At 63.7% G+C, this 23,256-nt stretch carries 19 protein-coding genes; 8 read left to right on the top strand and 11 right to left on the bottom strand.

Annotated elements, in window-relative coordinates:
* Positions 1-40 precede the first annotated feature (40 nt).
* From ACLFLU_RS16090 to ACLFLU_RS16080, 3 genes are all read left to right on the top strand, one after another.
* Positions 41-2,035, top strand: coding sequence for a hypothetical protein (locus tag ACLFLU_RS16090; RefSeq protein WP_426413140.1), 1,995 nt, complete (start codon positions 41-43; stop codon positions 2,033-2,035).
* Positions 2,036-2,077: 42 nt separating this feature from the next.
* A complete protein-coding gene (locus ACLFLU_RS16085) occupies positions 2,078-3,097 on the top strand; it encodes a TAXI family TRAP transporter solute-binding subunit (RefSeq protein WP_426413139.1) in 1,020 nt (339 codons plus the stop codon).
* Positions 3,098-3,207: 110 nt separating this feature from the next.
* Positions 3,208-3,714, top strand: coding sequence for a hypothetical protein (locus ACLFLU_RS16080; protein ID WP_426413138.1), 507 nt, complete (start codon positions 3,208-3,210; stop codon positions 3,712-3,714).
* A gap of 70 nt (positions 3,715-3,784) precedes the next feature.
* On the opposite strand, the gene ACLFLU_RS16075 is transcribed toward ACLFLU_RS16080, so the two are convergent.
* From ACLFLU_RS16075 to ACLFLU_RS16060, 4 genes are all read right to left on the bottom strand, one after another.
* A protein-coding gene (locus ACLFLU_RS16075) for an IS5 family transposase (RefSeq protein WP_426413137.1) occupies positions 3,785-4,545 on the bottom strand; the annotation gives its coding sequence in 2 pieces (ribosomal slippage) (positions 3,785-4,216 and positions 4,219-4,545; 759 coding nt in all).
* 72 nt (positions 4,546-4,617) lie between these two features.
* Positions 4,618-6,123 carry an HlyD family type I secretion periplasmic adaptor subunit gene (locus ACLFLU_RS16070; protein ID WP_426413136.1) on the bottom strand — a complete coding sequence of 502 codons (1,506 nt, stop codon included), beginning with the start codon at positions 6,121-6,123 and terminating at the stop codon, positions 4,618-4,620.
* Positions 6,120-7,940 (bottom strand): type I secretion system permease/ATPase, encoded by a 1,821-nt coding sequence (locus tag ACLFLU_RS16065; RefSeq protein ID WP_426413135.1) that lies wholly within the window; start codon positions 7,938-7,940, stop codon positions 6,120-6,122. Before ACLFLU_RS16065 ends, ACLFLU_RS16070 begins: the two co-directional genes overlap by 4 nt.
* A gap of 212 nt (positions 7,941-8,152) precedes the next feature.
* Positions 8,153-9,385 (bottom strand): calcium-binding protein, encoded by a 1,233-nt coding sequence (locus tag ACLFLU_RS16060; RefSeq protein ID WP_426413134.1) that lies wholly within the window; start codon positions 9,383-9,385, stop codon positions 8,153-8,155.
* Between the two features lie 708 nt (positions 9,386-10,093).
* On the opposite strand from ACLFLU_RS16060, the gene ACLFLU_RS16055 reads away from it, so the two are divergent.
* From ACLFLU_RS16055 to ACLFLU_RS16040, 4 genes are read left to right on the top strand one after another with little or no spacing between them, the layout of a single operon-like run.
* Positions 10,094-11,746 carry an ABC transporter substrate-binding protein gene (locus ACLFLU_RS16055; RefSeq protein ID WP_426413133.1) on the top strand — a complete coding sequence of 551 codons (1,653 nt, stop codon included), beginning with the start codon at positions 10,094-10,096 and terminating at the stop codon, positions 11,744-11,746.
* A 12-nt stretch (positions 11,747-11,758) separates the two neighbouring features.
* Positions 11,759-12,769 carry an ABC transporter permease gene (locus ACLFLU_RS16050; protein WP_426413132.1) on the top strand — a complete coding sequence of 337 codons (1,011 nt, stop codon included), beginning with the start codon at positions 11,759-11,761 and terminating at the stop codon, positions 12,767-12,769.
* A complete protein-coding gene (locus ACLFLU_RS16045) occupies positions 12,766-13,614 on the top strand; it encodes an ABC transporter permease (RefSeq protein WP_426413131.1) in 849 nt (282 codons plus the stop codon). Before ACLFLU_RS16050 ends, ACLFLU_RS16045 begins: the two co-directional genes overlap by 4 nt.
* The gene (locus ACLFLU_RS16040; protein ID WP_426414001.1) at positions 13,593-15,314 is read left to right on the top strand and encodes an ABC transporter ATP-binding protein; all 1,722 of its coding nucleotides are present in this window, start codon (positions 13,593-13,595) and stop codon (positions 15,312-15,314) included. The genes ACLFLU_RS16045 and ACLFLU_RS16040 overlap by 22 nt, the downstream gene beginning before the upstream one ends.
* Before the next feature lie 21 nt (positions 15,315-15,335).
* Here ACLFLU_RS16040 and ACLFLU_RS16035 read toward each other — a convergent pair whose 3' ends face one another.
* Together ACLFLU_RS16035 and ACLFLU_RS16030 are read right to left on the bottom strand one after the other, a co-directional pair.
* Positions 15,336-16,349 carry a DUF2891 domain-containing protein gene (locus tag ACLFLU_RS16035; RefSeq protein WP_426413130.1) on the bottom strand — a complete coding sequence of 338 codons (1,014 nt, stop codon included), beginning with the start codon at positions 16,347-16,349 and terminating at the stop codon, positions 15,336-15,338.
* Entirely contained in the window at positions 16,346-17,224 is an 879-nt protein-coding gene (locus tag ACLFLU_RS16030; protein WP_426413129.1) for a hypothetical protein, read from the bottom strand. The genes ACLFLU_RS16035 and ACLFLU_RS16030 overlap by 4 nt, the downstream gene beginning before the upstream one ends.
* A 134-nt stretch (positions 17,225-17,358) precedes the next feature.
* Here ACLFLU_RS16030 and ACLFLU_RS16025 point away from each other — a divergent pair, with 134 nt between their 5' ends.
* Positions 17,359-18,273 carry a LysR family transcriptional regulator gene (locus ACLFLU_RS16025; protein ID WP_426413128.1) on the top strand — a complete coding sequence of 305 codons (915 nt, stop codon included), beginning with the start codon at positions 17,359-17,361 and terminating at the stop codon, positions 18,271-18,273.
* Between the two features lie 35 nt (positions 18,274-18,308).
* On the opposite strand, the gene ACLFLU_RS16020 is transcribed toward ACLFLU_RS16025, so the two are convergent.
* From ACLFLU_RS16020 to ACLFLU_RS16000, 5 genes are all read right to left on the bottom strand, one after another.
* Positions 18,309-18,710 carry a VOC family protein gene (locus tag ACLFLU_RS16020; protein WP_426413127.1) on the bottom strand — a complete coding sequence of 134 codons (402 nt, stop codon included), beginning with the start codon at positions 18,708-18,710 and terminating at the stop codon, positions 18,309-18,311.
* Between the two features lie 133 nt (positions 18,711-18,843).
* A complete protein-coding gene (locus ACLFLU_RS16015) occupies positions 18,844-19,626 on the bottom strand; it encodes a class II aldolase/adducin family protein (protein ID WP_426413126.1) in 783 nt (260 codons plus the stop codon).
* A 16-nt stretch (positions 19,627-19,642) separates the two neighbouring features.
* Complete coding sequence (locus ACLFLU_RS16010) at positions 19,643-20,635, bottom strand: NAD(P)-dependent oxidoreductase (protein WP_426413125.1); 993 nt, start codon at positions 20,633-20,635, stop codon at positions 19,643-19,645.
* 141 nt (positions 20,636-20,776) lie between these two features.
* Positions 20,777-21,160: a 4Fe-4S dicluster domain-containing protein gene (locus ACLFLU_RS16005; protein ID WP_426413124.1), complete on the bottom strand. Its 384-nt coding sequence runs from the start codon at positions 21,158-21,160 to the stop codon at positions 20,777-20,779.
* On the bottom strand, positions 21,157-22,761 hold the full coding sequence (locus ACLFLU_RS16000) for an FAD-dependent oxidoreductase (RefSeq protein ID WP_426414000.1): 1,605 nt from the start codon (positions 22,759-22,761) through the stop codon (positions 21,157-21,159). The genes ACLFLU_RS16005 and ACLFLU_RS16000 overlap by 4 nt, the downstream gene beginning before the upstream one ends.
* Positions 22,762-23,256 lie beyond the last annotated feature (495 nt).

The following is a 23,256-nucleotide window of genomic DNA, read 5'->3' as shown; positions in this document are numbered from 1 at the left end:
CCGAACGGCAAGGTGCCTGAGGCCAGTCTGAGCTGTCACGATGGGGTTACAGGCAATTGCGCACGAAACGACTATCTCGCTGAGCGGGATTCCCCGTTCTGTCCGGCAGGGTTCTGTCCGGCAGCGCCGATCGCTTGGCAGAGATATCGCGCGGACAGCTGCGGCGGCGACTTTCCTCCTGGCACTCCTCATCGGGTTCGCGCATGCCGGCTCGCGCGACGATATCGAGTTCGGCGTCCCGGCAGTAGAAGCCGAACGGATCAGGCACCAGCAGGCGCTCGAACAGGAGCGTGATCGGGCCGACAGGCTCGCACGTGAGCTGGCAAGTGTCCGGGCAGAGCTTAGTGCCGCCCAGCGCGACCGCGAGCACGCGATTGGTGCCATTGAGCTGGGGATCAGACAAACCGACGCCCTCGAGTTGGAACGGGACAAGGTCAGCAATCTCACGCGAGAACTCTCATTCCTCAGGGTAGAGCTCGACGCAGCCCGGATCGCAGCTTCCAGGGCGATGGAAATCCCCGCAGCGGATCCCAAGCAAGAGCCGATGGTCGAACCGGGAGCCAGCAAAGAAAGCACAGCAGCCGAACTTGCGTCGCTCCGATCGGATCTCGACGTCGCGCGGAGCGCCGCGACAGAAGCCACAACGGCCCTCGCAGCAGAGGTTGCACAGGAGCAAGCGCTCGAAGTCGAGCTGAAGCAGCAACGCGACAGATCCGAGGGGGCCGTCACCGAGCTAACTTCCCTCAGGGCCGAGCTCGAAAACGCACGGACCGCGGCTACCGACTCTTCCAAGGTCGCCGCTGCCGAGGCCACGCAAAAACAGGCTATGGAGCAGGAACTGAAGCTGCAACGCGACAGGGCGGATGCCGCCGCAAACGAACTGGTCACCCTGCGGGCGGCGGCCAACACTGCTCGAGCCGAGACCCCTGACGTTGCGAAGGCGGCCGCTTCAAAGTCGGAGCAGGCTCTCGCCGTGGAAAACGAGCTCGCGCGACAGCGAGATCGAGCAGATGCCGCCTCGAAGCAGCTCGGCTTCGTCCAGGCGGAGTTCGATGCCGCGCGAGCCGCGTCTGTCAAGGCCAGCGCAGCCGAAGCCGAGCAGAGGCAGATGCTGGAACGCGAGCTCGGGCAGCAGCAAGACAGGGCAGCGACACTGGCACGCGAAACGAAGTCGCTGACGAGCGAGCGCGATGACGCACGTTCCGCCGCCCGATCGGCCGCACAAGCCACCGATGCCGCCCTGGCCGCGAACAAGAAGGAGCTGGTCAGAGAGCGGACCAAGAGCGACGGGCTCATTCGCGAACTGGCCTCCGCGCGGAAGGAGGTCGAGGAACGTTCCGCGGGCCTCGCCGCAGCCTATGCCGAGATCCTCAGAGTCACAGAGTTCAGCGCGATGACGGCGAAGCAGAACGATGCGCTCGCTGGTGAACGTGAACGCGCCGACGCTCTCGCGCGCGAGCTTGCGTCGACCAAGGCCAAGCTTGAGGAGGCGAATGGAAAACGGGCCTCGACAAATGCGTCAACAAGCTGGTCACCGGAACAGACCGAAAAAGGGCGTGTGGCCGATCTCGCCTCCAGCACCGAGGCAAGGGGCCGCTCGCTCGAACAGGAAGCCGCGCGAACCGTCGCCTCCAGCCCGCGACGCCCTCCTGAATCGACCCGATCGGCGTCGCAGGCACAAGCGACGGATCGCATCCCACCGACGGATCCAAAAGTTGCCGCGGTGCCGGAGCGCTCCGCTCCGACGGTGGCGCCATCCCGCGCTCCTGCGGACGAGCAGAAGCTGCTTGCACGGGCGAATGGGTTGCTGCGGCAGGCCGATATCAGCAGCGCCCGCCAGTTGCTCGAGCTGGCTCTTGCGCGCGGCAGCGCGCGGGCCGCGTTCATGCTTGCGGAGACCTATGATCCGCCGGTGCTGGAATCGTGGCGTGCGCGCGGAGTAACCGGCGACCCGGCGAAGGCCCGCGACTTGTATCAAAGAGCAAAGGCTGGCGGCATTGATGATGCGGAGGAGCGGATCAAGGCGCTGAAGTAGCATCGATCATATCTCGAAAGGCTAGATGACGGAGACAGACCCATGGCCATGATCAGGCTCGCGTCCGCGATTGCAGCGGCGCTGCTCGGCTTGCAGATGACGGCGAACGCCCAGTCTGTCCGGCAACCGCCCGGTCCGCCGGCCGCGACAAAGAACGCCGACGTAATCGCAAAAGAGCGCATCAATGCCTGGACCGTCGGGCTCGCAGGCGGCCTCATCGAGGGTGCTCCGCTCCGGCTCGCGGCGGAGATCGCCCGAGTCGTCAACGAGGAAGACAAGCTCCACGTCATCCCGATCGTGACGACCGGCGCGACGGAGAACGTCAATTCGCTACTCTATCTGCGAGGAGTGGATGCGGCGATCATCAATACGGATGCCCTTGACGAGTACAAGGCCCAGGTCCCGTCGATCGACCGGCGCATCGTCTACATTCTCAATCTCTTCCCAGCCGAATTGCACGTCTTTGTGCGTCCCGAGATCAAGTCGCTCGATGACCTCAAGGGGAAGAAGGTCAATTTTAACACGCAAGGCACGGCGGCGGCCTATTCCGGTCCACTGATTTTCAGCCGGCTGGGGCTAAACGTCGAGAAGATGTTCATTCCCCATCAGGTCGCACTACAGCAGATGAAGAGCGGGGAAATCGCGGCGGTTGTGTTCATCACGTCGAAGCCGGTGGATGCCTTTCTGAAGGGACGTTGGGAGCCCGGGTACAAATTCCTGCCAGTGGAGTACGATTCGCGGTTCGAGGACTACTATCTGCCGTCTGCGATCAGCTCGGCCGACTATCCGGGCCTCGTGCCGCAGGGCGAACGCATCTCGACCATCGCGGTTCCCACCATTCTGGCAGGCTACAACTGGCCGAAACAATCCGATCGCTACGCGCGCATGGCCCGCTTCGTCGAACAGTTGTTCGGCCGGCTCGACCGGCTGCAATCACCCGGCTTCGATCCGAAATGGAAGGACGTGAGCCTCCGCGCCGGCGTGCCTGGCCTCGCCCGCTTCGGCCCGGCGCAGGAATGGCTTGATCGCTCACCGGGCGCGACGGTGGGACTGTCACGATGAGGCCAATAAGTGCCGTGGCTTTGGTTACACTCGCAAGTCTGAGCCTGCCGAGCCGCGCACAGGCGGGAGATGCTACCGATCGGTTGAAGGAATGTGCCCGGTTTCAAGGAATGGAGCGGCTGAAATGCGTCGACGATTTGCTGGGAGAGGCGGCAGAACCCGCCACCCCGGCACCATCTCGAGGGCAGGACTGGATCATCAGCGAGACGACTTCGCCGGTGGACTACAAGCCGCAGATCTCGGCACAGACCATGGGACGTCAAACCACGAAGGATGCGCCCTCCTCGATCGCGATCCGCTGTCGCGGCAGTCGGACCGAGCTGACAATCCCCACCTCGCCATCCTGGAAGCAGCCTCCAGAGACCGAGGTGAAAGTCGGGTACCAGATCAACGACGAGCCACCCGTGGAAGAGCGCTGGCGCACGACGGAGGGCGGCAGAAGTCTTACCTTTCAGGGTGACACCGTTCGCCTGTTGCGCGCGATGCCGGAGGGCGGCCGGCTCCTGATCAAGGTCTACGCGGGAAAGACCCTCCCATACGAAAGCACGTTTGACCTGGCCGGCCTGGATTCCGTCCGACGCAAGCTCGCAACCGCCTGCAACTGGCCGGGTTCGTGAAGAAGCGTCCCATCTGATCAGAGATCGGCCCCGTCCCCTGCTTCTCCCTCCTGCGCCCTAGGGTCCGGACTCAATTGATCCACCAAGTGATCGCGGCGGCGAGGAGGATTGCAGACAGGAAGATGTCTGCTCGCTTGTCGTATCGGGTTGCGATCCGGCGGAAGTCTTTGAGACGGCAGAACATCCGCTCGATGACGTTGCGGCCTTTATAAGCGGTCTTATCGTAGCGATGCGGATGCTTGCGGGTCGGATTTGGCGGGATCACGGCCTTGATGCGGCGTGCGGCCAGTTCGTCTCGCAAACTCTTGGCGTCGTAGGCTCGATCAGCCAACAGGCGACGCGGGCTGCGGACCATGCTGATCAAACCTCGTGCACCAACCAAATCGTGGGTGTTGCCAGGAGTGATTAGGAAGGCAAGCGGACGGCCGATATCGTCGGTCAGCGCGTGGATTTTGGTGGTTTGCCCGCCGCGCGAGCGGCCGATCGCGTTGTTGAAGGCCCCCCTTTTGCGCCAGCCGCGGAGCGGTGGGCTTTGATGTAGCTGGAATCAACCGACATCGATCCGTACATGCCGGTCGATCCGGTCAGAGCGTAAAAAATATCCGTCCAAATCCCCTGTCGGCTCCAACGGTTGAAGCGGTTGTAGACCGTCGTGTAGGGGCCATAGACTTCCGGGCAATCGCGCCAACGCGAACCGGATTTCAGCATGTGCATGATGCCGCTGATCACGCGCCTATCATCGACCCGATGCGCTCCCTTACGCCCTCGTGGCAACAACGGCTCGATCCGTTGCCATTCCACATCGCTGAGCCAATAGACCTGCTTTGCCATTCAAGCCTCCCCTTCGCTGAGATGCTTGAATCACAGTCCAATTCCAGATGGAATCCTTATTGAGTACAGGCCCTAGTTCTCCCGCATGCCGCGACGTACCGCGTCCGTCATCGGCTGCGTGAGATAGGCCAGCACGGTGCGTTCCCCGGTCGCGATGAGAACGTCGGCCATCATTCCGGGCTTGAGCTTTTCCCGAATCGTCTCGGGGAATTTTGCCACCTCCACCGAGACCTTGACCTCGTAATAGGGCTGATGCGTCGCTTCATCGCGAACCGCATCGGCGGCGATCGAGAGGACCTCGCCTACGGCGATCGGAGTGGAGCGAGCCTTGAACGAGGGAAGCCGGATCTCCGTGGGCAAACCGACCTGCACATGGTTGATATCGAGGGACGACACCCTTGCCGCAACCACGAGCACATCGTTGTCGGGAACGACCTCCATCAGAACGTCACCGGCCTTGATCACCGCTCCCACCGTATGCACTTTCAAATTCACAATGCGTCCGGATCGCGGCGCACGCACCTCCATCCGAGCCAGAACATCGTCGGCGACCCGCAGCTTCTCGCGCGCATCGGCAAGCTGCGCCCTCGTCTCGGTCAGCTTGGCGGTCGCTTCCTCCAGGACTTTCTGTCCGACCTGCTCGATCTGCAACCGCGACTCGTCGATCACGCGTCCGTAGCGGGCGATATCGGCCTCATAGGCGCCGATCTTGCCGTCGAGCTCGGACTTGCTGCGCTCGAGGGTTGCGACGCGTGCGAACGCAACGATCCCCTGATCCGCGAGCGGCTTGAGCTTGGCATATTCCTGGCTCACGCTATCGAACTGCGCCCGTGTCGCCTTGCTTTGCGCATCATTTCCCTGAATCTGCCGCTGCGCCTGCGCAATGCGCTCTTCAAGAATCGATATCTCGATTTTTCGCGCTGTGCGGTGTTCATCAAAACGCCGCTTCTGGTCGCCCATTGCGCGTTGCGCCGATGGATCCGAAGCATTCTGAGTCAGTTCGGCGGGAAACGTGATCTTGTCGCTTCCCGCGGCTTCAGCCTGCAGACGCGCCTCCTCGCCAATCGCCGAATAGACGGCCGAGCGCGCGATCCCCTCTTTCGCCCGTTCCTGGGTTGAATCGAGCCGCAACAGGACCTGCCCTTCAGCGACGTGAGAGTCGCCAGTCACCATCAGGCTCTGCACGATGCCGCCCTCAAGGTGCTGCACCGCCTTCCTGTCGCTCTCGACGACCACCGACCCCGTGGCCACCACCGCACCATCGATCGAGGCCAGCGCGGCCCAACCGCCGAATACGGCGAACGTGAAGAACACAACGGCAAAGCCCCGTCGCGCTGGGGCATGCCAGTCGCCAGACGGGCCACCATGATCTCGCCGCGCATTCCAGTTCGAAAGGATCGATCGCATTGCCCTTGCAAGGGGGACATGCCGCCTTGTCAGCGACCGCAGGCTGGCGATGCCCCTGCGCACCGCATTGAACCGGCGAGGCTTGCCACTTCCGCTCAAGCGCTTCATGAGTTCCGTGAATTCGGTATGAAGAGAGCTTTCTTCAAGCGACGTCATGTTGTCGTCCATCATTGCCTCGTCGCGTGAACGGGCCGCGCCGAATTCGAGAGGTACACGTTGCGGGGGGCGCCGTCGGCGCGATGATGAGTATCCGCCTGGTGGCGGCGATCGGCCGGCACTCGCGCTTCGCGATGCATCGGCGTGACGGCTTGCCCCAGCAGCGCCGGAAGAAGTTCGTCGCGTGTGCCGAACCGGCCGAGGCGACCCTCGTTCATGAAGACGATCTTGTCGACGAGGGCCAGCAGATTGGGGCGATGGTTGATGATCACGACGGTCACCCCCTGCTTCCGAAGCTCCTGGATCGCATCGGCCAGCGCGCGGTCGCCGTCTCCGTCCAAATTGGCATTCGGCTCGTCGAGCACGACCAGCACCGGCTTGCCGAACAGCGCACGCGCCAATCCGATACGTTGTCGCTGGCCGCCCGAAAGGCCCGCGCCATTATCGCCAATGACGGTGTCATAGCCCTTCGGAAGCCGCTGGATCATGGCATGCGCGGATGCCAGTTGCGCAGCCTCGACAACCGCCTCGTCTGTCGCGTCATCGCGGAATCGGGCGATATTGTCGCGCACGGTGCCGGCAAACAATTCGACGTCCTGGGGAAGATACCCGAGGCGGTGCCCAAGGAAATTGGCATCGAAGTGCCTCGTGTCGTTCCCATCGATGCGCACGCAACCGCGAACGATGGGCCAGGCACCGACCAGCGCCCGTGCCAGCGACGATTTGCCGGAGCCTGATTGACCAACGACGGCAACGATTTCGCCGGGAGCCAGACGGAAAGATACATCTGCCACCGCCGGCATTTGCGATCCGGGTACGAGGACTGTCACGGCCTCGACCGAGATCTCACCGGTCAAGGGCGGCAACCTGGTTGGCGCGCGCTCTGCGGCCCGGGTCCGGAGCGCGGCATCGAGCCGCGCATATGAGGTCCGCGCGACGACGATGGCCTTCCACTGCGATACAGCCGCTTCCACCGGCGCGAGCGCGCGCCCCATAATGAGCGAAGCCGCGAACAGAACGCCTCCCGAGATCTCCTGCTGGATCGCGAGATAGGCTCCCACGCCCATGATCGACACCTGGAGTGCCATCCGCAGGAATTTTGAGATCGCGAGGAGCGTTCCGCCGCGCTCGCCCGCACGGGCGCCGTCGAGAAGTGCCTCGCCATGTGTCGAGCTCCAGGCGGTGCGCACGGCAGGTCCCATGCCAAGCGCTCGGATGGCCTCGGCGTTGCGGAGCGACGATGTCAATCGGTCCAGGGCGTGAAGATTTTTCGATGCGGCCGCAATAAGCGGCGCCTTGGTAGCGCGCTCGTTGAGGAAGGCCAGCAAGAGGATGATAACCGCACCGATCAGGGCAACCAGGCCGATCAGGGGATGGAGCAGGAAGCATATCGCCAGGAATATCGGCGTCCACGGCACGTCCATCAGCGACGTGATCACACCACCCGACAAGACTTCGCGCAGAGTGTCCACGTCGCGAAGCAGCTGGACATGATGCGAGCTGCCCGTGCTCAGGGATTGCCCGAGCGCGGTCTCGAAGACCTCTCCCGAGAGAAGCTCGTCGAACCTGATCCCGATTTGCACGAGGACCCGGCTGCGAAAATGCTCGAGCATCGCGTAGCTGACGAAGAGCGCGAGCGCGATCAGCGAGAGCAGCAGGAGCGTCATTCCGTTCCGGCTGGTCAGCACGCGATCGTAGATTTGCATGGTGTAGAGCGGCGAGACGAACACCAGCAGGTTTATGAAAATCGATAGCCCGCCGGCCGCAATGAGGCCGGGGCGTATTTGACGAAATCCCTCCGCGAGCGCGGAGACCTTTGCCGAAGCGTACATGTGCATATCCGGGCGGCCCTTGTCGGGCAGCGGCAAGCGGTTGAAATTTGCATGCGATCGAGCGTCGACGCTCGCATTCCAACATTCCGCAGTGCGCAGAATGGCACCCCGACTCGCGGCCAGTGCGGCCGCCAACGGTCACCCTAGGTGATTCTCATACGCGGGGCGTGCGCCCCGCGTATGTCTCTGTTGACTTGGACCGTCCGCCTAGCTCAGTGGTGCCAGGCGTGATGGTCGGTGTGGTGGCCGATCACATCGGTCAGATGATGAGTCCCGACGTCCGTGGTGGCGGTGTCCGCTGCGTCGCTTGCAGCTGCGGTCGCGGTCGGCGTCGTGGACGTCGCCACAGTTGCCGACGGGGTCACCGTTGCACCGGTCGTAAGCTGCGAGAAATCGAGATGATGATGGTGATGAGCGCCATCAGTCGTCGTCGATGTCGAGCCGCTGGACGAACTGCCGCTGGTCGAGCCCGTGGTCGTGCCACTGCCGGAAGTGGTACCGCTGCCGGTACCGGTGTCCGTGCTACCGCCCGATGCGGTTGTCGTGCCACCGGTCGACCCGGTCCCCGTCGTCGTGCTTCCACCCGAACTGCCTGTCGTGCTTCCGGTCGTGCTTCCGGTGGTGCCTCCGCTGGCGCCTCCGGTCGTCGTGCTCGTGCCGGTATTATGCTGCAGGAAAACGCTCTGCAACGCGGACGAGCTCTCGAGTGAGACGTCGCCATTTTGCGATCCCCACGCATAGGCGTAGTCGAAGGCCGGATTTGGCACAGCCGCCGCCCAATGAGCGAGCATCGTCTGTTCCTGCGCGGCCGTCGGCATCACGTAGTGGCCTCCGCTGTCATCGGCCCAGTTGCCGCCGCCGAAGGTCTGGAACACCGGGACAATATGGTCCACCGAAATCCCTGCGGACTCGGCGGCCGCCACGGCCTTGTCGATCATGCTGTAATCGACCGTGCTCATGTCCGACCGCACCGGGTACGGATCGATGCCGAACAGATCGATGTGGGTATTGGCCGGATTGTAGGTATTCGCGTAGGTCGGATTCTCCGAAGACCCCATGTTCATCATGGTGATGAAAGTCTTCGCGCCGGGAAAATTGGCGTGGATGTAATCGGACTCTGCCTTGAGGTTGGCCGCCGTCACCAGCGTGTTGTACTGACCCGTCGGATCCGGCTCATCCTTGAGGTAGAAGGCGTAGACCTTCGAATTCCCGACGTAGGGCTTGAGCGCATCGATGAAGCTCTGGGTAACGCCGTCCCCCTGGTCAAGGTAAACCATACCCTTCACATTGGCCGGCAATGCATTCAACTCGTCTACCGACGAAACATCGGCCAGGTTGAAGCCCGCCGCGGCTGGCGTGTAGGTGCCCTGCGCATTGATGTTGTTTCCTGCGGTATAGTGTAGTGTCAAATCGCTTCCCCTTATCGTGGTGAGTGCCCCCAGCACCTCCAAGTCTGAGTGCAACCGGCCTCTCATTGCGGATGAACGTATGTTTACGTTTGGGGCAGGAATCTCGGTTCGATAGGGCGGAACCAAGGGATTATTGTGCCGAAAACTTGGGCGCCGAATTAAGCCGCAATCGGTCCAAAGTCTCTTTCCCGGTCGTTTTCCCAATAGCGTCAATAGCCTGAGAGAGACGCGGATGCGAGTGCGCCGCTGATCCGTGCTCGGCCGATACTCACAATCTAATTGGAGCCGTTCCGATCACGCTCCGAGGCAATCATCGATTCGGCCAGGCGAGATATCTACGATCATACCGTTAAGCCGAACGATGCCGGTAGGCGGCACCTGAATCTGCGGATACCCCGAATCACGGCAACGATATCTGCAAGGTCGGCGAGACTACTGCGCCACGCGAGTTGACGAACTTGAAGCGTGACATCCCGACGCTGAACTCGAATTAGAGCGTCACCATCGATGGCAATCGATGAGTGTTTGGTCGAAGGCCAGCTTGATCGAGCACATTCGTGCTGCCGACGAAATGGACGTCGCGCGCATTGCCCGGACACCGAGACATTTGTTGTCCATCTCAAGCGAAATTTGGAATGGCCAGGTCCGTTCGTTTCGCTTCTCCTAGGCAGAAATGTCGATCGCGCCGCAGCGTCTCCATGAATGCGCGCGCTGATCGACGCCACCAATCATCAGGGGCTATCCATGACCACGCGCTTCTCATCGCTCTTGCTCTCCCGGCGTCGCCTGTTGGCCACGACCTCCGTGGTGACAGCCATGGCCCTGACAGCGATGATCGGCCTGGCTCCGGCTCAAAGTGCAAGCGCTCCGCCGAACGGCGGCGACATTACCTTCCTCATCGACTCGCTCGGCGGCACCTGGATTCCGAACAACAGCTCGATCTCCAGCTTCCAGGGTCACATCTGGGGCCACGTGACCGACAAGCTCGTTTATGTCGATGCCGACGGCAAGGTCAGTCCGTGGATCGCCGAAAGCTGGGAACAGAGCAGCGACGCCACCCAGTTCACTCTGCACCTCAAGAAGGGCGTGACTTTCTCCGACGGTACACCGCTCGACGCCTCGGCCGTCGTCGCCAATCTCGACATCTGGTACGCCGGGCGGAAGAACGAGGGCATCAATCCTGTTGGTCTTTTCCCGAAGACGTACGACCACGCCGAGACGGTCGATGCAAGCACCGTGAAGGTCGTCTTCAAGGCGCCGACGCTCGGGTTCATCCCGACGCTCGGCTACCACGGCTCGATCCTCATCTCACCGAAGTGCATTGCGCAACCCGCCGCCCAGCAGGCAGACCTCTCCAAGACATCCGGCAGCGGACCGTACGTTGTAGCCTCCTGGAAGGAGGGCGACTTCGTCAAGCTGGTCAAGCGCAAGGATTACAATTGGGGTCCGGCGGCGGTCGGCCACACCGGCCCGGCCTTTCTCGATTCAATCACCTACAAGATCGTGTCCGAGCCATCACTGCGGGTCGCCGCTGTTCAGTCCGGCCAGGCCGATGTTGCCTACAGCCCCTCGCCGCAGGAACTCAAGTCGCTCAAGGACGCCGGCTTCACCACCGCAACCCCGCGTTATCTCGGCTTCGTCAATGGCCTCGCCGTCAACACCAAGCTGGAGCCCTACAACGACTTGAAGGTGCGCCAGGCGCTCCAGGCCGCCATCAACCGCAAGGAGATCATCGACACCGTCTACACACCCGACTGGAAGCTGGCGACGTCCTTCATCCAGAGCAACGTCCCCGGTGCGACCGACCACAGCGACCTCCTGGCCTACAACCCCGGCAAGGCCGAGAAGCTGCTTGACGAAGCCGGCTGGACCAAGGGCGCCGGCGGCATCCGCACCAAGGACGGCAAGCCGCTAACGCTGACGCTCTACTCCAATCCCTACCTCGCGACGGCGAAGGCGATCGACGAGCTCATCGCGCAGCAGCTCGGCAAGATCGGCTGGAAGGTAACGATCCGGGCCTATGACGTCGTGACGTTCGGCGAGAAGGTCAGGTTCGGCGGGCCGGCGGTGCCGGCTTACGAGGTGACGCGCAGCTTCATCGATGCCGGCACGGTCGCCAGCATCCTGACCAATGCCAACAACGGCGAGGACTGGTTCGCGCTCGGCGACAGCGACACGAAGCTCAACGATCTGCGCGACAAGATTGCGGGCGCCTCCTCGGCCGAGATTCGTAACCCGCTTCTCGATGAGCTGCAGACTTACGTCCTCGAGCAGGGTTACTTCATCCCGCGCACGCAGATCGTCCAGCGCATCTACGTGCAGTCGCCGAAGCTCAAGGGCGAGGTCTACAACGGCGTCGCCTATGCCAGCTATTACACGGCAACGATCAGCGAGTAGGAGCTGACCGGCATGAACAATGCCTATTTGTCCTATGCCGCAAAGCGTCTGGCGCAGGCGCTGGTCGTCATCCTGCTGGCCTATGTTTTCACCTTCGTGGTCGTCAGCATCCTACCCGGCGACCCCATTACCATCGTTCTGCGCGATCCCCAGAACGGATTCACCGAGGACGAGATCAGGCAGATCATTGCCGCCCAGGGCCTGGACCAGCCGATCCCGATCCAGCTCTGGACGTCGCTGTCCCACTTTGTGACCGGCGACCTCGGCCTGTCGATGCGGTCCAACCGGCCCGTCGCAACTCTGATCGCCGAGGTTCTTCCGTCGACGCTGATCCTGGCCTCCGCGGCTTTCGCCATCGCGCTGCTGTTGGCGGTGGCGATCGGCTACGGCACACAATTTCTTCCGAACCGGTTCGGCCAGGGCTTGCTACGCGGCTTCCCGTCGTTGTTCCTGTCGGTGCCCAATTTCGTGATCGGCCTGGTGCTGATCCACGTGTTCGGCTTCCAGCTCGGCCTCTTCCGCGTGATCGCACCCGACAGCTTCTGGGCGACCTTCTTCGCGTCGGTCGCGCTGGGCATCCCCGTCTCCGCACGAATCGCTGAGGTTCTGATCGCGAACCTCGACAAGGAATCAGAGCAAGAATACGCCAGTGTTGCGCGCGGCCGTGGCCTTACGCGGATGCGCCTCTTTGCCAGGCATTTGCTCAAGCCGTCTTCGCTCCCGGTCGTCACCGTCACAGCACTCGCCATCGGCGAGCTTCTTGGCGGCTCGCTGATCACCGAGACGGTGTTCGGACGCACCGGCATCGGCAGCCTGGTGCAGCGTTCGGTGAGCACGCAGGATTTGCCTGTGCTGCAGGCGGTCGTCTCGCTCGCTGCGATCGTGTTCGTGCTCGTCAATCTGATCGCCGATCTCGTTTATCCGCTGCTTGACCCGCGCGTGAAGCTGATTGGTGGTCCCAAGGCCCGTCCGACCACCACCGACGACGGCACCGCTGCAACATCCGTGGCGGCGACATCATGACCCTCGCCTCCCTCTCCGCTGCCTCGCGCATCACGGCGATCAGCCGGCTGACAGCTCTTCGGGTGCCGCCGACCGTCGCGCTGGCCTTCGCGGTCATCGCGATCGTGATTGCCTGGTCGCTGGCGCCGGGCCTGTTCACGAATCATAGCCCGATCGTCGGTGTCCCCGCCGAGAAGCTGCTCAGCCCCAGCGCCGCACACTGGTTCGGTACCGATCATCTTGGCCGCGACGTCTATACCCGCGTTGTCTATGGCACGGCATCCTCGGTGACGAGTGCGCTCATCGCCGTCGTCATCGCCGCCGTCGCCGGCGGCCTGATTGGCCTGCTCGCAGGCTTCCTCGGCGGCTGGGTGGATATCATGTTCGCCCGCCTCGTCGACGTGCTGCTGGCGATCCCGAACTTCCTGCTGGCGGTGATCGTCGTCACCGCGATCGGTTTCGACACCACCAACGCCGCGATTGCGACCGGCGTTTCGGCCGTCGCAGTCTTCGCACGCGTGATGCGCTCGGAAGTCATCAAGACGCGGCAGGCGATCTTCGTCGAGGCGGCGTTCCTGATGGGCGGCTCGCGCTGGCACATTCTGTTGCGACACGTGCTGCCGAACGCATCGCGCTCGGTGCTTCCCCTTGCAGTGCTGCAATTCGGCCTGTCGATCCTGGTGATCGCGAGCCTCGCTTTCCTCGGTTACGGCGACCCGCCGCCCGCCTCGGACTGGGGCCTGCTGATCTCGATCGGCAAGGACTACCTCAAATGGCCGTGGCTGGTGTATGCGCCCGCCTTCGTCACGATCGCGACCGTCCTCTCTGTGAACAGGATCAGCCGATGGCTGCGCAAGACAGACTGACTTCCATTTTCACCCGGGCCGAACTCATCGCGCAGACCCCGCTGCGCCCGATTCCGCTGCTGCGGGTCGACGGCCTGTCGGTCTCCTACGGGCCCCACGAGGTCGTGACCAACGCGGGATTCGAACTGGGCCGCGGTGAGAGCCTCGCGCTCATCGGAGAGTCTGGCTCCGGTAAATCCACGATCGCCCGCGCCGTGCTGCGGTTGCTCCCCAGCAACGGGCGTGCCACCGGCCAGATCGTGTTCGACGGTCAGGAGGTGCTGGGGATCTCCGAGCGCGGTTTCCGGCCACTGCGGGGACGCGCCATCGGATTCGCGCCGCAGGATCCCGCCAACTCCCTCAATCCGGTGCGAACGATCGGCGCCCAGGCGCAGGAAGCGGCCGCGCTGCTCGACGAGCCCGACAAGAAGATCCGCAAGCAGCTTATCCTGGAGACGTTCGCCGAGGTGGGACTCGACAACCCCCGACGTGTCTATGACTCCTATCCTCACCAGCTCTCCGGCGGCATGCTCCAGCGCGTCCTGATCGGCCTTGCGATCCTTCCGCGGCCGGCACTGCTGGTTGCGGATGAACCCACCTCCGCGCTCGACGTCACGATCCAGAAGCGGATCCTCGACCTGCTCACACGACTGCAGCACGACCTCAAGATCAGCCTGCTGCTCATTACACATGACCTTGCGATCGCCGCCGAGCGGGCGAATGCGCTCGTGGTGCTCAAGGACGGCGTCATCCAGGAGGCAGGCCGGACCGCTTCCGTCTTCTCCTCGCCAGCGTCGGCCTATGCGAGGAGGCTGCGCGCGGATGTCCCGGCCCTCAACCCCGACCGTTACGCCGCACTGCGCGATATCGGCTTCCGTTTCCTCAAGACCGACGCCAGCACAGCACCGAAGATCGACGTCAGCGCCGTCACAAAGACCTTCAACGTCGATGGCAAGTCGCTGCTGGCCGTGGACGATTTGTCGTTCACCGTTCCGGCCGGCACCACGCACGCGCTGGTGGGCGAGTCCGGCTCGGGCAAGACCACAGCAGTCCGGCTGCTGCTGGGCCTCGAGCAGCCCGACAGCGGGACCATTTTGGTCGCCGGCGAGCAGATCGCCGGTCGTTCGCCCGGTGAGCTGCGTTCGGTGTGGCGTCACCTTCAGTTGGTCTATCAAAATCCGTTCACCTCGCTCGATCCGACCTGGACGATCGAGCGGCTGGTGCGCGAACCGCTCGACCGGTTCGGAATCGGAACGCGCAAGGAGCGCGACGAGCGAGTTCGCGAGGCACTTGCCGATGTCGGGCTCGGCGAGCACCTGCTGTCCCGCAAACCGGCGGCCCTGTCAGGCGGCCAGCGCCAGCGCGTCGCCATCGCCCGGTCGCTGGTCCTCAAGCCCGACGTGATCGTGCTCGACGAACCGACCTCCGCGCTCGACGTCAGCGTCCAGGCCGGCATCGTCGACGTGCTGCTCGCTCTGCAGGCCAATCTGGGCCTGACTTACGTATTCGTCTCTCACGATCTCGCGCTGGTGCGCCAACTCGCCCACACCGTTTCGGTCATGCACCGCGGGCGCATCGTCGAGCATGGGGCCGTCGCCGAGATATTCGACAATCCGCAGCAGCCCTATACGAAGTCGCTGCTGGCATCGATCCCGTCAGGTGTTGCCGACGCCGCACAAGCACCGAACGCGCGCCCTCTGCTGATGGCCGCTGCAGAATGACCGCGGACGGCCCCCGCCCGCTCACTCCGCGTCATCGAGGGCGAGTACGGCAAAGCTCGCGAGCCAGTGCTCTCCCATATAATGCTCGGCGATATGCGGAAGGCCCGCGGCCAGATGCTCTTGAGCTGCCTCAAGGGCGATCACATGCCGCGCGTCGTCTGCCGGTATGGCACCACCGAGACAGCGCCAGCACCAGGCCCGACTGAGGTTGAGCCCGTCGAGATGGGCGATCTTGCCATCGGAGCGATCGGTCACCGTCGCAGGGCGGAATAGCGTTGCCGGCTGCTTTTCGGCAAGACGCGGCAGAAACCGGTCGAACCAGGGCAAGAACTCGTCCGGCGGCAACAGGCGCCGCATGCACTCGGCCTCGATCAGCGCGGAGGATTGGAAATCGTCGCCGCTCGGCTCGCCCCAGGCCGGGCAGTCGCGATCCTCGCCATACCAGCGCAGCCCTGTCTCACGCAGCAGCCTGGCGAGTGAATCATCCTTCTTCAGGCCGGCGTAGTCCGCCGCCATGCGCAAGCCGAACGCCGTGTTGAAGTGGGTCCCGACGCGTACGGGATAGGTCGCGCGCGGCAGGAAATCACGAAAGCGCTGCGCGATGACCTCTGCCAGCGGTGCAAGGCTGCGCGCCCAGCGATCGTCGGATTGGAGTTCGAGCTCGGTCGCCAGCTTCAGCAGCCACGCCCAGCCATAGGGCCGCTTGAAACCGCGTGCGGTCGGGCGGGCAAAGTAAGCGCACTCGGCGGCGACCTTGTCGGGAACGAATTGCGCGTCGAACAACGCGCGAATGTCGGGTGCCGACGCGAGGTCGGGAAAGCGGCGCAGCAGCCGCGCCAGCATCCAGTAGCTGTGGACGCAGGAGTGCCAGTCGTAGCTGCCGTAGAAGATCGGATGCAGCTGGCTCGGCGTGCGCGCATCCGCCGGTTCAGCCAGCGCGTGGTCCACATTGTTGGGATATTCGCGCCCGACATGGCCGAGGGCGATGCCGGCGAACTGCGCGGCGTGTTCGCGGGTGAGACGAGACGTGGTCATGCTCTGGCCTTTCGTTTGTCGCGGCCGATCAGGGTCTCGATCAGGCGCGGCAGGATGTAGATCGGAAACTGGGTCGCGGCGAAGTATAGGGCCATGCGTGGCGAGGCGGCAGCGCCGAGCGCCGACCAGACCAGTCCGACATTGCGATTGCCGAGAATGAGCCCGACCGTCAGGCGCTCAGGCAGAGTTCCAGGCAGCAACACAGCCCCCGCAATTTGAAGGGCAATATTGCAGGCGAACGCAAGCGCAATACAGAGCGTCGCGGCCTGCACATCCGCGGCGATCTGCGCACGGATGCCGGCCATGGTCGCCACCGCAAAGACCAGAAGCGCGGCAACGATGATGCCGTCGACCACATCGCCATGGGCGGCCAGAACCGGCGCCGCATGGCGGCGGAGCAGGAAGGCAAGGCCCTCGGCGCTGCCGATCAACAGCGCCAGACGCAACGCGAGCTCGAACGCGCTGATCTCGAGCCCGCCGAACCAGCCGGCGAGAAGTGGGATCGTGACCGGCGCCAGCACCATGGACAACACCGTCACCACGAGCGGCACCGCGCCGTCGAGCCCGAGCATGCGTGCCACCGCCGCGGTACCGCTGGACGGCGGGGCCGAGACGGCGAGCACGATCGCGAGCGCGAGTTCCGGAGCAAGACCGACGGCACGACCGGTCGCACCGATCATCAGCGGACAGCCGACCATGACAATTGCCGGTAAGAGCACGGACAGCGATGGCCGGCGCAACGCGGCAACGACCGCCTCGCCATCGATTCGCAGCAACGTCCCGAGCACGATCAGGAAGATCGTGGCCGGCATCAGCGGTCGCGCCAGATCCGCGAGCGCCGGACACACCAGCCCAAGCAGGACCCCGAGGGCCAATAATGTCGGTCCGCGCGGCATAAGGCGCAGGAGAGAGGGTCGCATACGCCTCGTCCAATCAGGTCTTCCACGCCAATAGACCACTCTGCGCTGCATTCTTGAAATCGATTTTAGATATGCCTACCATTGCTCAAATGAATTTAGCTTCCGTCGATCTCAACCTCCTGGTTGCCTTTGAGGCGCTGATGGAGGAGCGCAACGTCACCCGCGCCGGCGCGCGCGTTGGCCTCGCCCAGCCGTCCATGAGCAGCGTGCTGACGCGCCTCCGGGCACTGTTCGGCGACGATCTATTCGTGCGTTCGGCCTCGGGCATGCAGCCAACGGCCAAGGCGCTGGCGCTGGCCCGGCCGATCAGCGAGGCACTCGGACAGATCAGAGGCGTGCTGGAGCCTGGATCAGCCTTCGATCCCACAACCGCCCGCGGCCGCATGTCCGTTGCGGTGACCGACTATGGCGACCTCATCGTCGTGCCGCCGCTGGTCGCGGCACTGCGACGGGAAGCGCCCGGAATCGATCTCGTGGTGCGTCCCATCATCGACACGGCACTGAGCGTCGCGAGCCTCGAGCACGGCGATATCGACGCGCTGATCGGCGGCCATCTTCCTGCCTCCGCGCGCATCACCCGAACCGCACTGTTCAAGGAGCATTTCGTCTGCATTCGCGACGCCAAGCGCGCCAGGCAGAAGACCCGGCTCAGCAAAGACGACTACACCCGCCTTCCGCATGTCCTGTTCTCATCGGCTGGCGGCGACGGGCTTCCAGGCGCGATCGACACCTTGCTGGCCCGGCACGGACACAAACGGCGGACGGCGGTCACGCTCGCCCATGTCGTCGCCGTGCCGTTTGCGGTTGCCGGCACCGATCTCGTGGCAACCATGGCCGAGCGCGTCGCCCGGCGCTTCGCCTCATCGGCAGGCGTGTCCGTCGTTCCGCTTCCCTACGATGTGGAGGCCTTCACCATCGACCTCCTCCACACCCGCCGTGCCATAACTGACCCGGCGCTGCGCTGGTTCATCGAACTGGTCAATCGTGTTTGCAGGAAACTGTAGCGATCGGCGGGCCGGCAATAGGCTGCTATAGGCTACTATTTCCGCTCAATCAGCTGCGCGATCTCCCAGACATGTCCTGAAGGGTCGGCAAAGGACGCGGTGCGCCGTCCCCACGGACGGTCGATCGGGCCATTGAGCAGATCGACGCCAATCTCCCGCAGGGCTGAGCAGACCTGATCGACGTCGACAACCCTGATCGTCAGGAGTGCGCGCGCCCCTGCGGAGGACTTTGCAACACGTAGCGGTTCGACAAGCGGCGGTGCCTGCGACGCGTCGAGAAGATTGATCAGGAGCCCACCAAATCGCAGCACGGATGAGACCGCATCTTCCCAGACCGTCTCGGACGCGAATACTTTGGCGTAGAAGGTTTTCGCCGACGCAATGTCATCGACGAACAACGTGATGACTTCGACTTCGCTTGGCAGACCCATGGTCATGTCGCTCTGCTCCTCCCCGTTGCAGCATCGGCCTGCGTGAACGAGACAGGCCGCGCACCTTGATATCTCACGATGTCGCGGCCTGACGCAATTGCGGCGAAGCGGGCGATTGCCCGGCCTGGAAGCCGTGGTCCTAGTTGAACAGGTCCGGTTCCGCCTCGGTGATCCAGTCCCAGAGCGGCTGGAAGCTGAAATATCCGCCCTTGTGGGTGCCGACCTGCCGCGAGGTCAGGCTGGCGATCTCGTGCGGGATCGGCTTTGGCGTGCCGGCAGCCTCCGCGAGCAACTGGGCGCGCGCGGCGTTGTCCATCGCGATGTACCACCACGCGGCAGCCTCGATGGTCGGTCCCACCGTGAGCAGGCCGTGATTCTGCAGGATCGCCGCCTTCTTCGATCCGAGGGCCTGCGCGATCTTGCGGCCCTCCTCCGCCTCCAGCACGACGCCGGAGAACGGATCGAACAGCACGTGGTCCTCGTAGAAGGCGCAGGAATCCTGCGTCAGCGGATCGAGCAGACGGCCGAGCGCCGACCAGGCCTTGCCATAGGTCGAATGGGTGTGTGCGGCCGCGATCACGTCCGGATGCGCGGCGTGGATCGCCGAGTGAATCACGAAGCCGGCCTGGTTGATCGGCTTGTCGCCGATCAGGATGTTGCCGTCGTGGTCGACGAGCTGAAGATCGGACACCTTGATCTGGCTGAAATGCCTCGACAAGGGGTTGATCCAGAACCGCTCGGGAAACTCCGGATCCCGCACGGTGACGTGGCCTGCCAGGCCCTGATCGAAGCCGTAGCGCGAGAACAATCGAAACGTCGCGGCGAGACGCTGCTTGCGGTGCAGCCTCTCCTCCTCGAACGACGCCGCCGGCGTGCGCTCGACCAGGGAATATTTTTTGGGCTTCTCGACGACCTTGTTCATTGTTGCGGCTCCTTTCCTAATATTCGAGATACTTGTCGAAAACGTCGGCCAGCGGCACGCCATGCGCATAGGCGTCGAGATTGACCAGCGTCTTGTCGGCCAGCCGCTTGGCGTCCTCGCCTCCCGTCCACGAGACGTGCGGAGTGAGGACGACCTTGGGATGGTGATAGATCGGATCGCCATCCAGCGGCGGCTCGGGATCCGTGACATCGAGCGTAGCGCCGGCGATCCGGCCCTCGTCGAGCGCTTGCAGCAGGGCGGCCTGATCCACGATCCGGCCGCGCGCGACATTGATCAGATGCAGCGATTTTTTGGCCCGCGCCAGCACGTCGGCGTTGATCAGACGCGCCGTCTTCGTCGTCGCAGGCAAAGCCAGGACGAGATGATCGGAGACCTCGACCAGTTGCTCGATGTTATCCGCGGGCTGAATGCCCGGAAGAACGTAGGGCCAGGCCGACCGCCTGAGAACCCTGATGTTGCCGCCGAACGGCCTGACCCGCTCTGCGACCGCACGACCGATCGCACCAAAACCCGCGATGCCGATCGTCTTGCCGCTGAGCGATCCCAGCGGGGCGATCTTCCATTGCTCGCGGCTGCGCGGCCGGATCTCGTGGAGACGCTTTTCGAAGCCGAGAATTGCCGCAAGCACATATTCCGCGATCGGATCGGCCGAGATGCCGCGGCCGACTGTGACGACGGGCCCATCGAGCAGCCACGCCGGAAAGAAATCGACGCCCGTTGAGGCGGTCTGGATCCAGCGTAGGCCGAACGGCCAGCCCGAAGGCTTGTCCGCCGGCGCCTTCTGCCAACCCGCCAGCGGCCGCGTCAGCAGCACGTCGGCCTCGGGCGCGACTTCCCATGCCGGACGATCAGCCGGATGATCGATGATCAACGGACGCGACCAGTGATCGGCCAGCGCGGCACGAACCTCCGCGCCGAGCTGATTGACGATGATCGGCGATCGCACACTGGTGGAGGCGCGCCTGCTTTCAATGCGGGGAGTGTTCATGTCACGCGTTCATGATGATAACGAAGCCGACATGCTAGGCGCTCGGGGCAAGATAGTCTTTTCAAAGATCATCGGCATCGGGCAACAACAGGACGACGCTTCCAAGCGAGGCATAAGAATTCGTCTCTGCGTGCGGCGCTGCTATTTTCCGCCGATGACGCCAGGCTTCTGCGCCTTTGGCTGAGCCGCCGCCTCGCCGGCGCGGCGGAACACGGTTTCCATCAGCCATTGCTCGTTCGGGAAGTGCTCCGCCCATTCGTCCCAGCCGGAGTGCTTGCGATATTGGCCGAGCCGCCCGGACGCCAGCACCTCGTCCTTGGTCACGGAGACGCGGCGGTCGCAATCAGGCGCAACGTAGATCGCGTCTGCACGACAGTAGAGCTCGCACATGAAGCAGGTCTGGCAATCCTCGACGCGCGCGAGAACCGGCGAGCCGTCGCGGCCGGGATCGAGCACGTTCGCCGGGCAGACCTCGATGCAGGCTCCGCAGTCTGTACAGCGCTCCGCGACGATGAGTTCGATCATGACACTGCCTCGAGTTGATCCGGCCGGGCGCTTGCAGATGGACGGTCGAGCGCGACCCAGACATGGTCGAGTCCGCCGCTGAGCAGGCGGGCGGCCAATCCCGGATCCTGCGTGGGATGGTCCTCGCGCCGATGAAGGCCCCTGCTCTCCTTGCGGGCCGCCGCCGTGGCCACCGACCAGCGCGCCGTGGCCAGCAGCGCCGCGGTTTCGCGCAGCGCGATCGAACCCGCCTGGCCGTGATCTGCCACCTCACTCCATAGATCTTCCAAAACGCGCGCGGATTCCGTGAGTCCCGTTTCCGTGCGGAACAGATTCTTGTCGAACGGGTGCATCTCGGCGCGCACGGCGTCTCTGGCCGCCGCAATATCAACTGCCTTTGGCTGACCACGCGGACGGAGCCCAGCACGGCCAAGCGGCCGCAGTTCCGTAGAGCGACCTTTTGCGCTGCGCGCCAAGCGCGCAGCCGCGCGTCCTGCAAACACGCCGGACGACAGCGCCCATGCCGAATTGACGTTGCCGCCGCCGGAGATCGCGCCCGCAACCTTTTCGCGTGATGCATTGTCGCCGGCGACGAACAGTCCCGGCACCGACGTCGCGCAATCCGCATCATGCACGCGCACGCCACCGATGCCGCGGATGGTGCCGTCATTGTGCAGCGTGACTTCGAACCGGTCGCGATAGGGATCGATGCCCCAGCGGTCGAACACCAGCGGCACGTTCGGCGAGATCGTATGCAGCCGCGCCTTGATGTCATCAGGCAGACGGTCCAGCGCGCAGTAGACCGGCCCGCGCTGCAGGGCCCGGGCAAGACGGAGGGTCTGATCGGGACCGAACGGCAGGTCGAGCTCGTTGCCATCGGCGTCGGAGTAGGTCGCAAAGGCATAGGCCATACTGCGCGTCATGGTGGAATGCGCCGGCGCAATGGTGTAGGCGGCAGTGAATTCCATGCCGGACAGCTCCGCGCCTGCCTCGGCCGCCATGAGATAGCCGTCGCCGGTGTTCGTTCGCGATCCCAAGAGATGCGACAGAAAACTGGTCCCGCCCGCCGCGAGCACCACGGCGCCCGCTTCGATCCGATAGGCGCGCCCACCGTCCTGACGGCGCTGGCCACGTGCGCCGCCGATCGATCCATCGGACCGCGCCAGCAACTCGACAACGGGCGATTGATCGAGAATAGTGACCCCATGGCTCAGCACGTGCTGCCGGAGCGCCCGCATATATTCCGGTCCGCGCACCGCGCGGTAGTTCACTCCTCCCTCGTCGTCCACGCCAAATTTGTAGTAGCGAGCAAGCGTCGGCAGCGTCCGCCAGGTCTGGTCGAGGATGCGGTACATCCATTCCGCCTCGCCAAGGCCGAGCCCGGCGGCGAGGCGATTGGCAACAACAGTGTCCCGCGCCGTGGGAGGGTCCGGCGGCACCCACCAATGGCCCGGCCCCGCGGCGGCCGTGACACCACTGGTGCCGCAATAGCCCTTGTCAGCGAGAACGACCCTCGCACCGGCTTGCGCAGCCGAAGCGGCGGCCCATGCGCCGGCCATTCCGCCGCCGACGATCAGCACGTCGGCCGTCAACGACAATTCTTCAAGCGACGACGAAACCACCACGTGCCTCCAGACGCAGCCGCACTCCTTCGCTGGGCGAATGCCAGACGCAGATGCGTGCCACCTTGTCACAGCATGTTTGAGCGACACAGCGCGCAGGTCAATGAAAGGCAAAACTCTTTTCGAGACGCGTCGCAAACGACTCATGCTGCCGTCGTCGCTGTCGGCAAGACGAACCTTCCAACGTAGAGCAGACTTCCCTGCAGGTGGCAGACAAGGCGGCATCAACGCCGTCGTACGACATCGCGCGCGACGTTTGTCCAACACACGATTCAGTTCGTAGGATGGGTAGAGCGAAGCGAAACCCATCAGCGCATTTTCCACGCCGAGACATGATGGGTTTCGCTGCGCTCTACTCATCTTGCGGCACTTTGATTCACAGGCACACCTTCTCGCCCTCACGGCGCATTGCGCCCGAGCTTTGCTCGATCTCTCTACCCTCTTGTCCAAGAGGGCGCAGGGAAGACCGGGTGCTGACCTCGCACCCGCGGTCTA

Origin of the sequence: Bradyrhizobium ganzhouense (assembly GCF_049949285.1) — a bacterium.
Classification (GTDB): domain Bacteria; phylum Pseudomonadota; class Alphaproteobacteria; order Rhizobiales; family Xanthobacteraceae; genus Bradyrhizobium; species Bradyrhizobium ganzhouense.
The sequence above is the reverse complement of the archived record's forward strand: the minus strand, read 5'-3'. Positions and strand labels throughout refer to the sequence as shown.

What these genes read in the sequence shown, in the direction of transcription:
- ACLFLU_RS16035 (WP_426413130.1), bottom strand. Translation starts at nt 16,349, where the DNA reads ATGACCACGTCTCGTCTCACCCGCGAACACGCCGCGCAGTTCGCCGGC.
- ACLFLU_RS16025 (WP_426413128.1), top strand. Translation starts at nt 17,359, where the DNA reads ATGAATTTAGCTTCCGTCGATCTCAACCTCCTGGTTGCCTTTGAGGCG.
- ACLFLU_RS16090 (WP_426413140.1), top strand. Translation starts at nt 41, where the DNA reads ATGGGGTTACAGGCAATTGCGCACGAAACGACTATCTCGCTGAGCGGG.
- ACLFLU_RS16010 (WP_426413125.1), bottom strand. Translation starts at nt 20,635, where the DNA reads ATGAACACTCCCCGCATTGAAAGCAGGCGCGCCTCCACCAGTGTGCGA.
- ACLFLU_RS16040 (WP_426414001.1), top strand. Translation starts at nt 13,593, where the DNA reads ATGGCTGCGCAAGACAGACTGACTTCCATTTTCACCCGGGCCGAACTC.
- ACLFLU_RS16080 (WP_426413138.1), top strand. Translation starts at nt 3,208, where the DNA reads ATGGAGCGGCTGAAATGCGTCGACGATTTGCTGGGAGAGGCGGCAGAA.
- ACLFLU_RS16050 (WP_426413132.1), top strand. Translation starts at nt 11,759, where the DNA reads ATGAACAATGCCTATTTGTCCTATGCCGCAAAGCGTCTGGCGCAGGCG.
- ACLFLU_RS16020 (WP_426413127.1), bottom strand. Translation starts at nt 18,710, where the DNA reads ATGACCATGGGTCTGCCAAGCGAAGTCGAAGTCATCACGTTGTTCGTC.
- ACLFLU_RS16055 (WP_426413133.1), top strand. Translation starts at nt 10,094, where the DNA reads ATGACCACGCGCTTCTCATCGCTCTTGCTCTCCCGGCGTCGCCTGTTG.
- ACLFLU_RS16015 (WP_426413126.1), bottom strand. Translation starts at nt 19,626, where the DNA reads ATGAACAAGGTCGTCGAGAAGCCCAAAAAATATTCCCTGGTCGAGCGC.
- ACLFLU_RS16070 (WP_426413136.1), bottom strand. Translation starts at nt 6,123, where the DNA reads ATGATGGACGACAACATGACGTCGCTTGAAGAAAGCTCTCTTCATACC.
- ACLFLU_RS16085 (WP_426413139.1), top strand. Translation starts at nt 2,078, where the DNA reads ATGGCCATGATCAGGCTCGCGTCCGCGATTGCAGCGGCGCTGCTCGGC.
- ACLFLU_RS16005 (WP_426413124.1), bottom strand. Translation starts at nt 21,160, where the DNA reads ATGATCGAACTCATCGTCGCGGAGCGCTGTACAGACTGCGGAGCCTGC.
- ACLFLU_RS16065 (WP_426413135.1), bottom strand. Translation starts at nt 7,940, where the DNA reads ATGTACGCTTCGGCAAAGGTCTCCGCGCTCGCGGAGGGATTTCGTCAA.
- ACLFLU_RS16045 (WP_426413131.1), top strand. Translation starts at nt 12,766, where the DNA reads ATGACCCTCGCCTCCCTCTCCGCTGCCTCGCGCATCACGGCGATCAGC.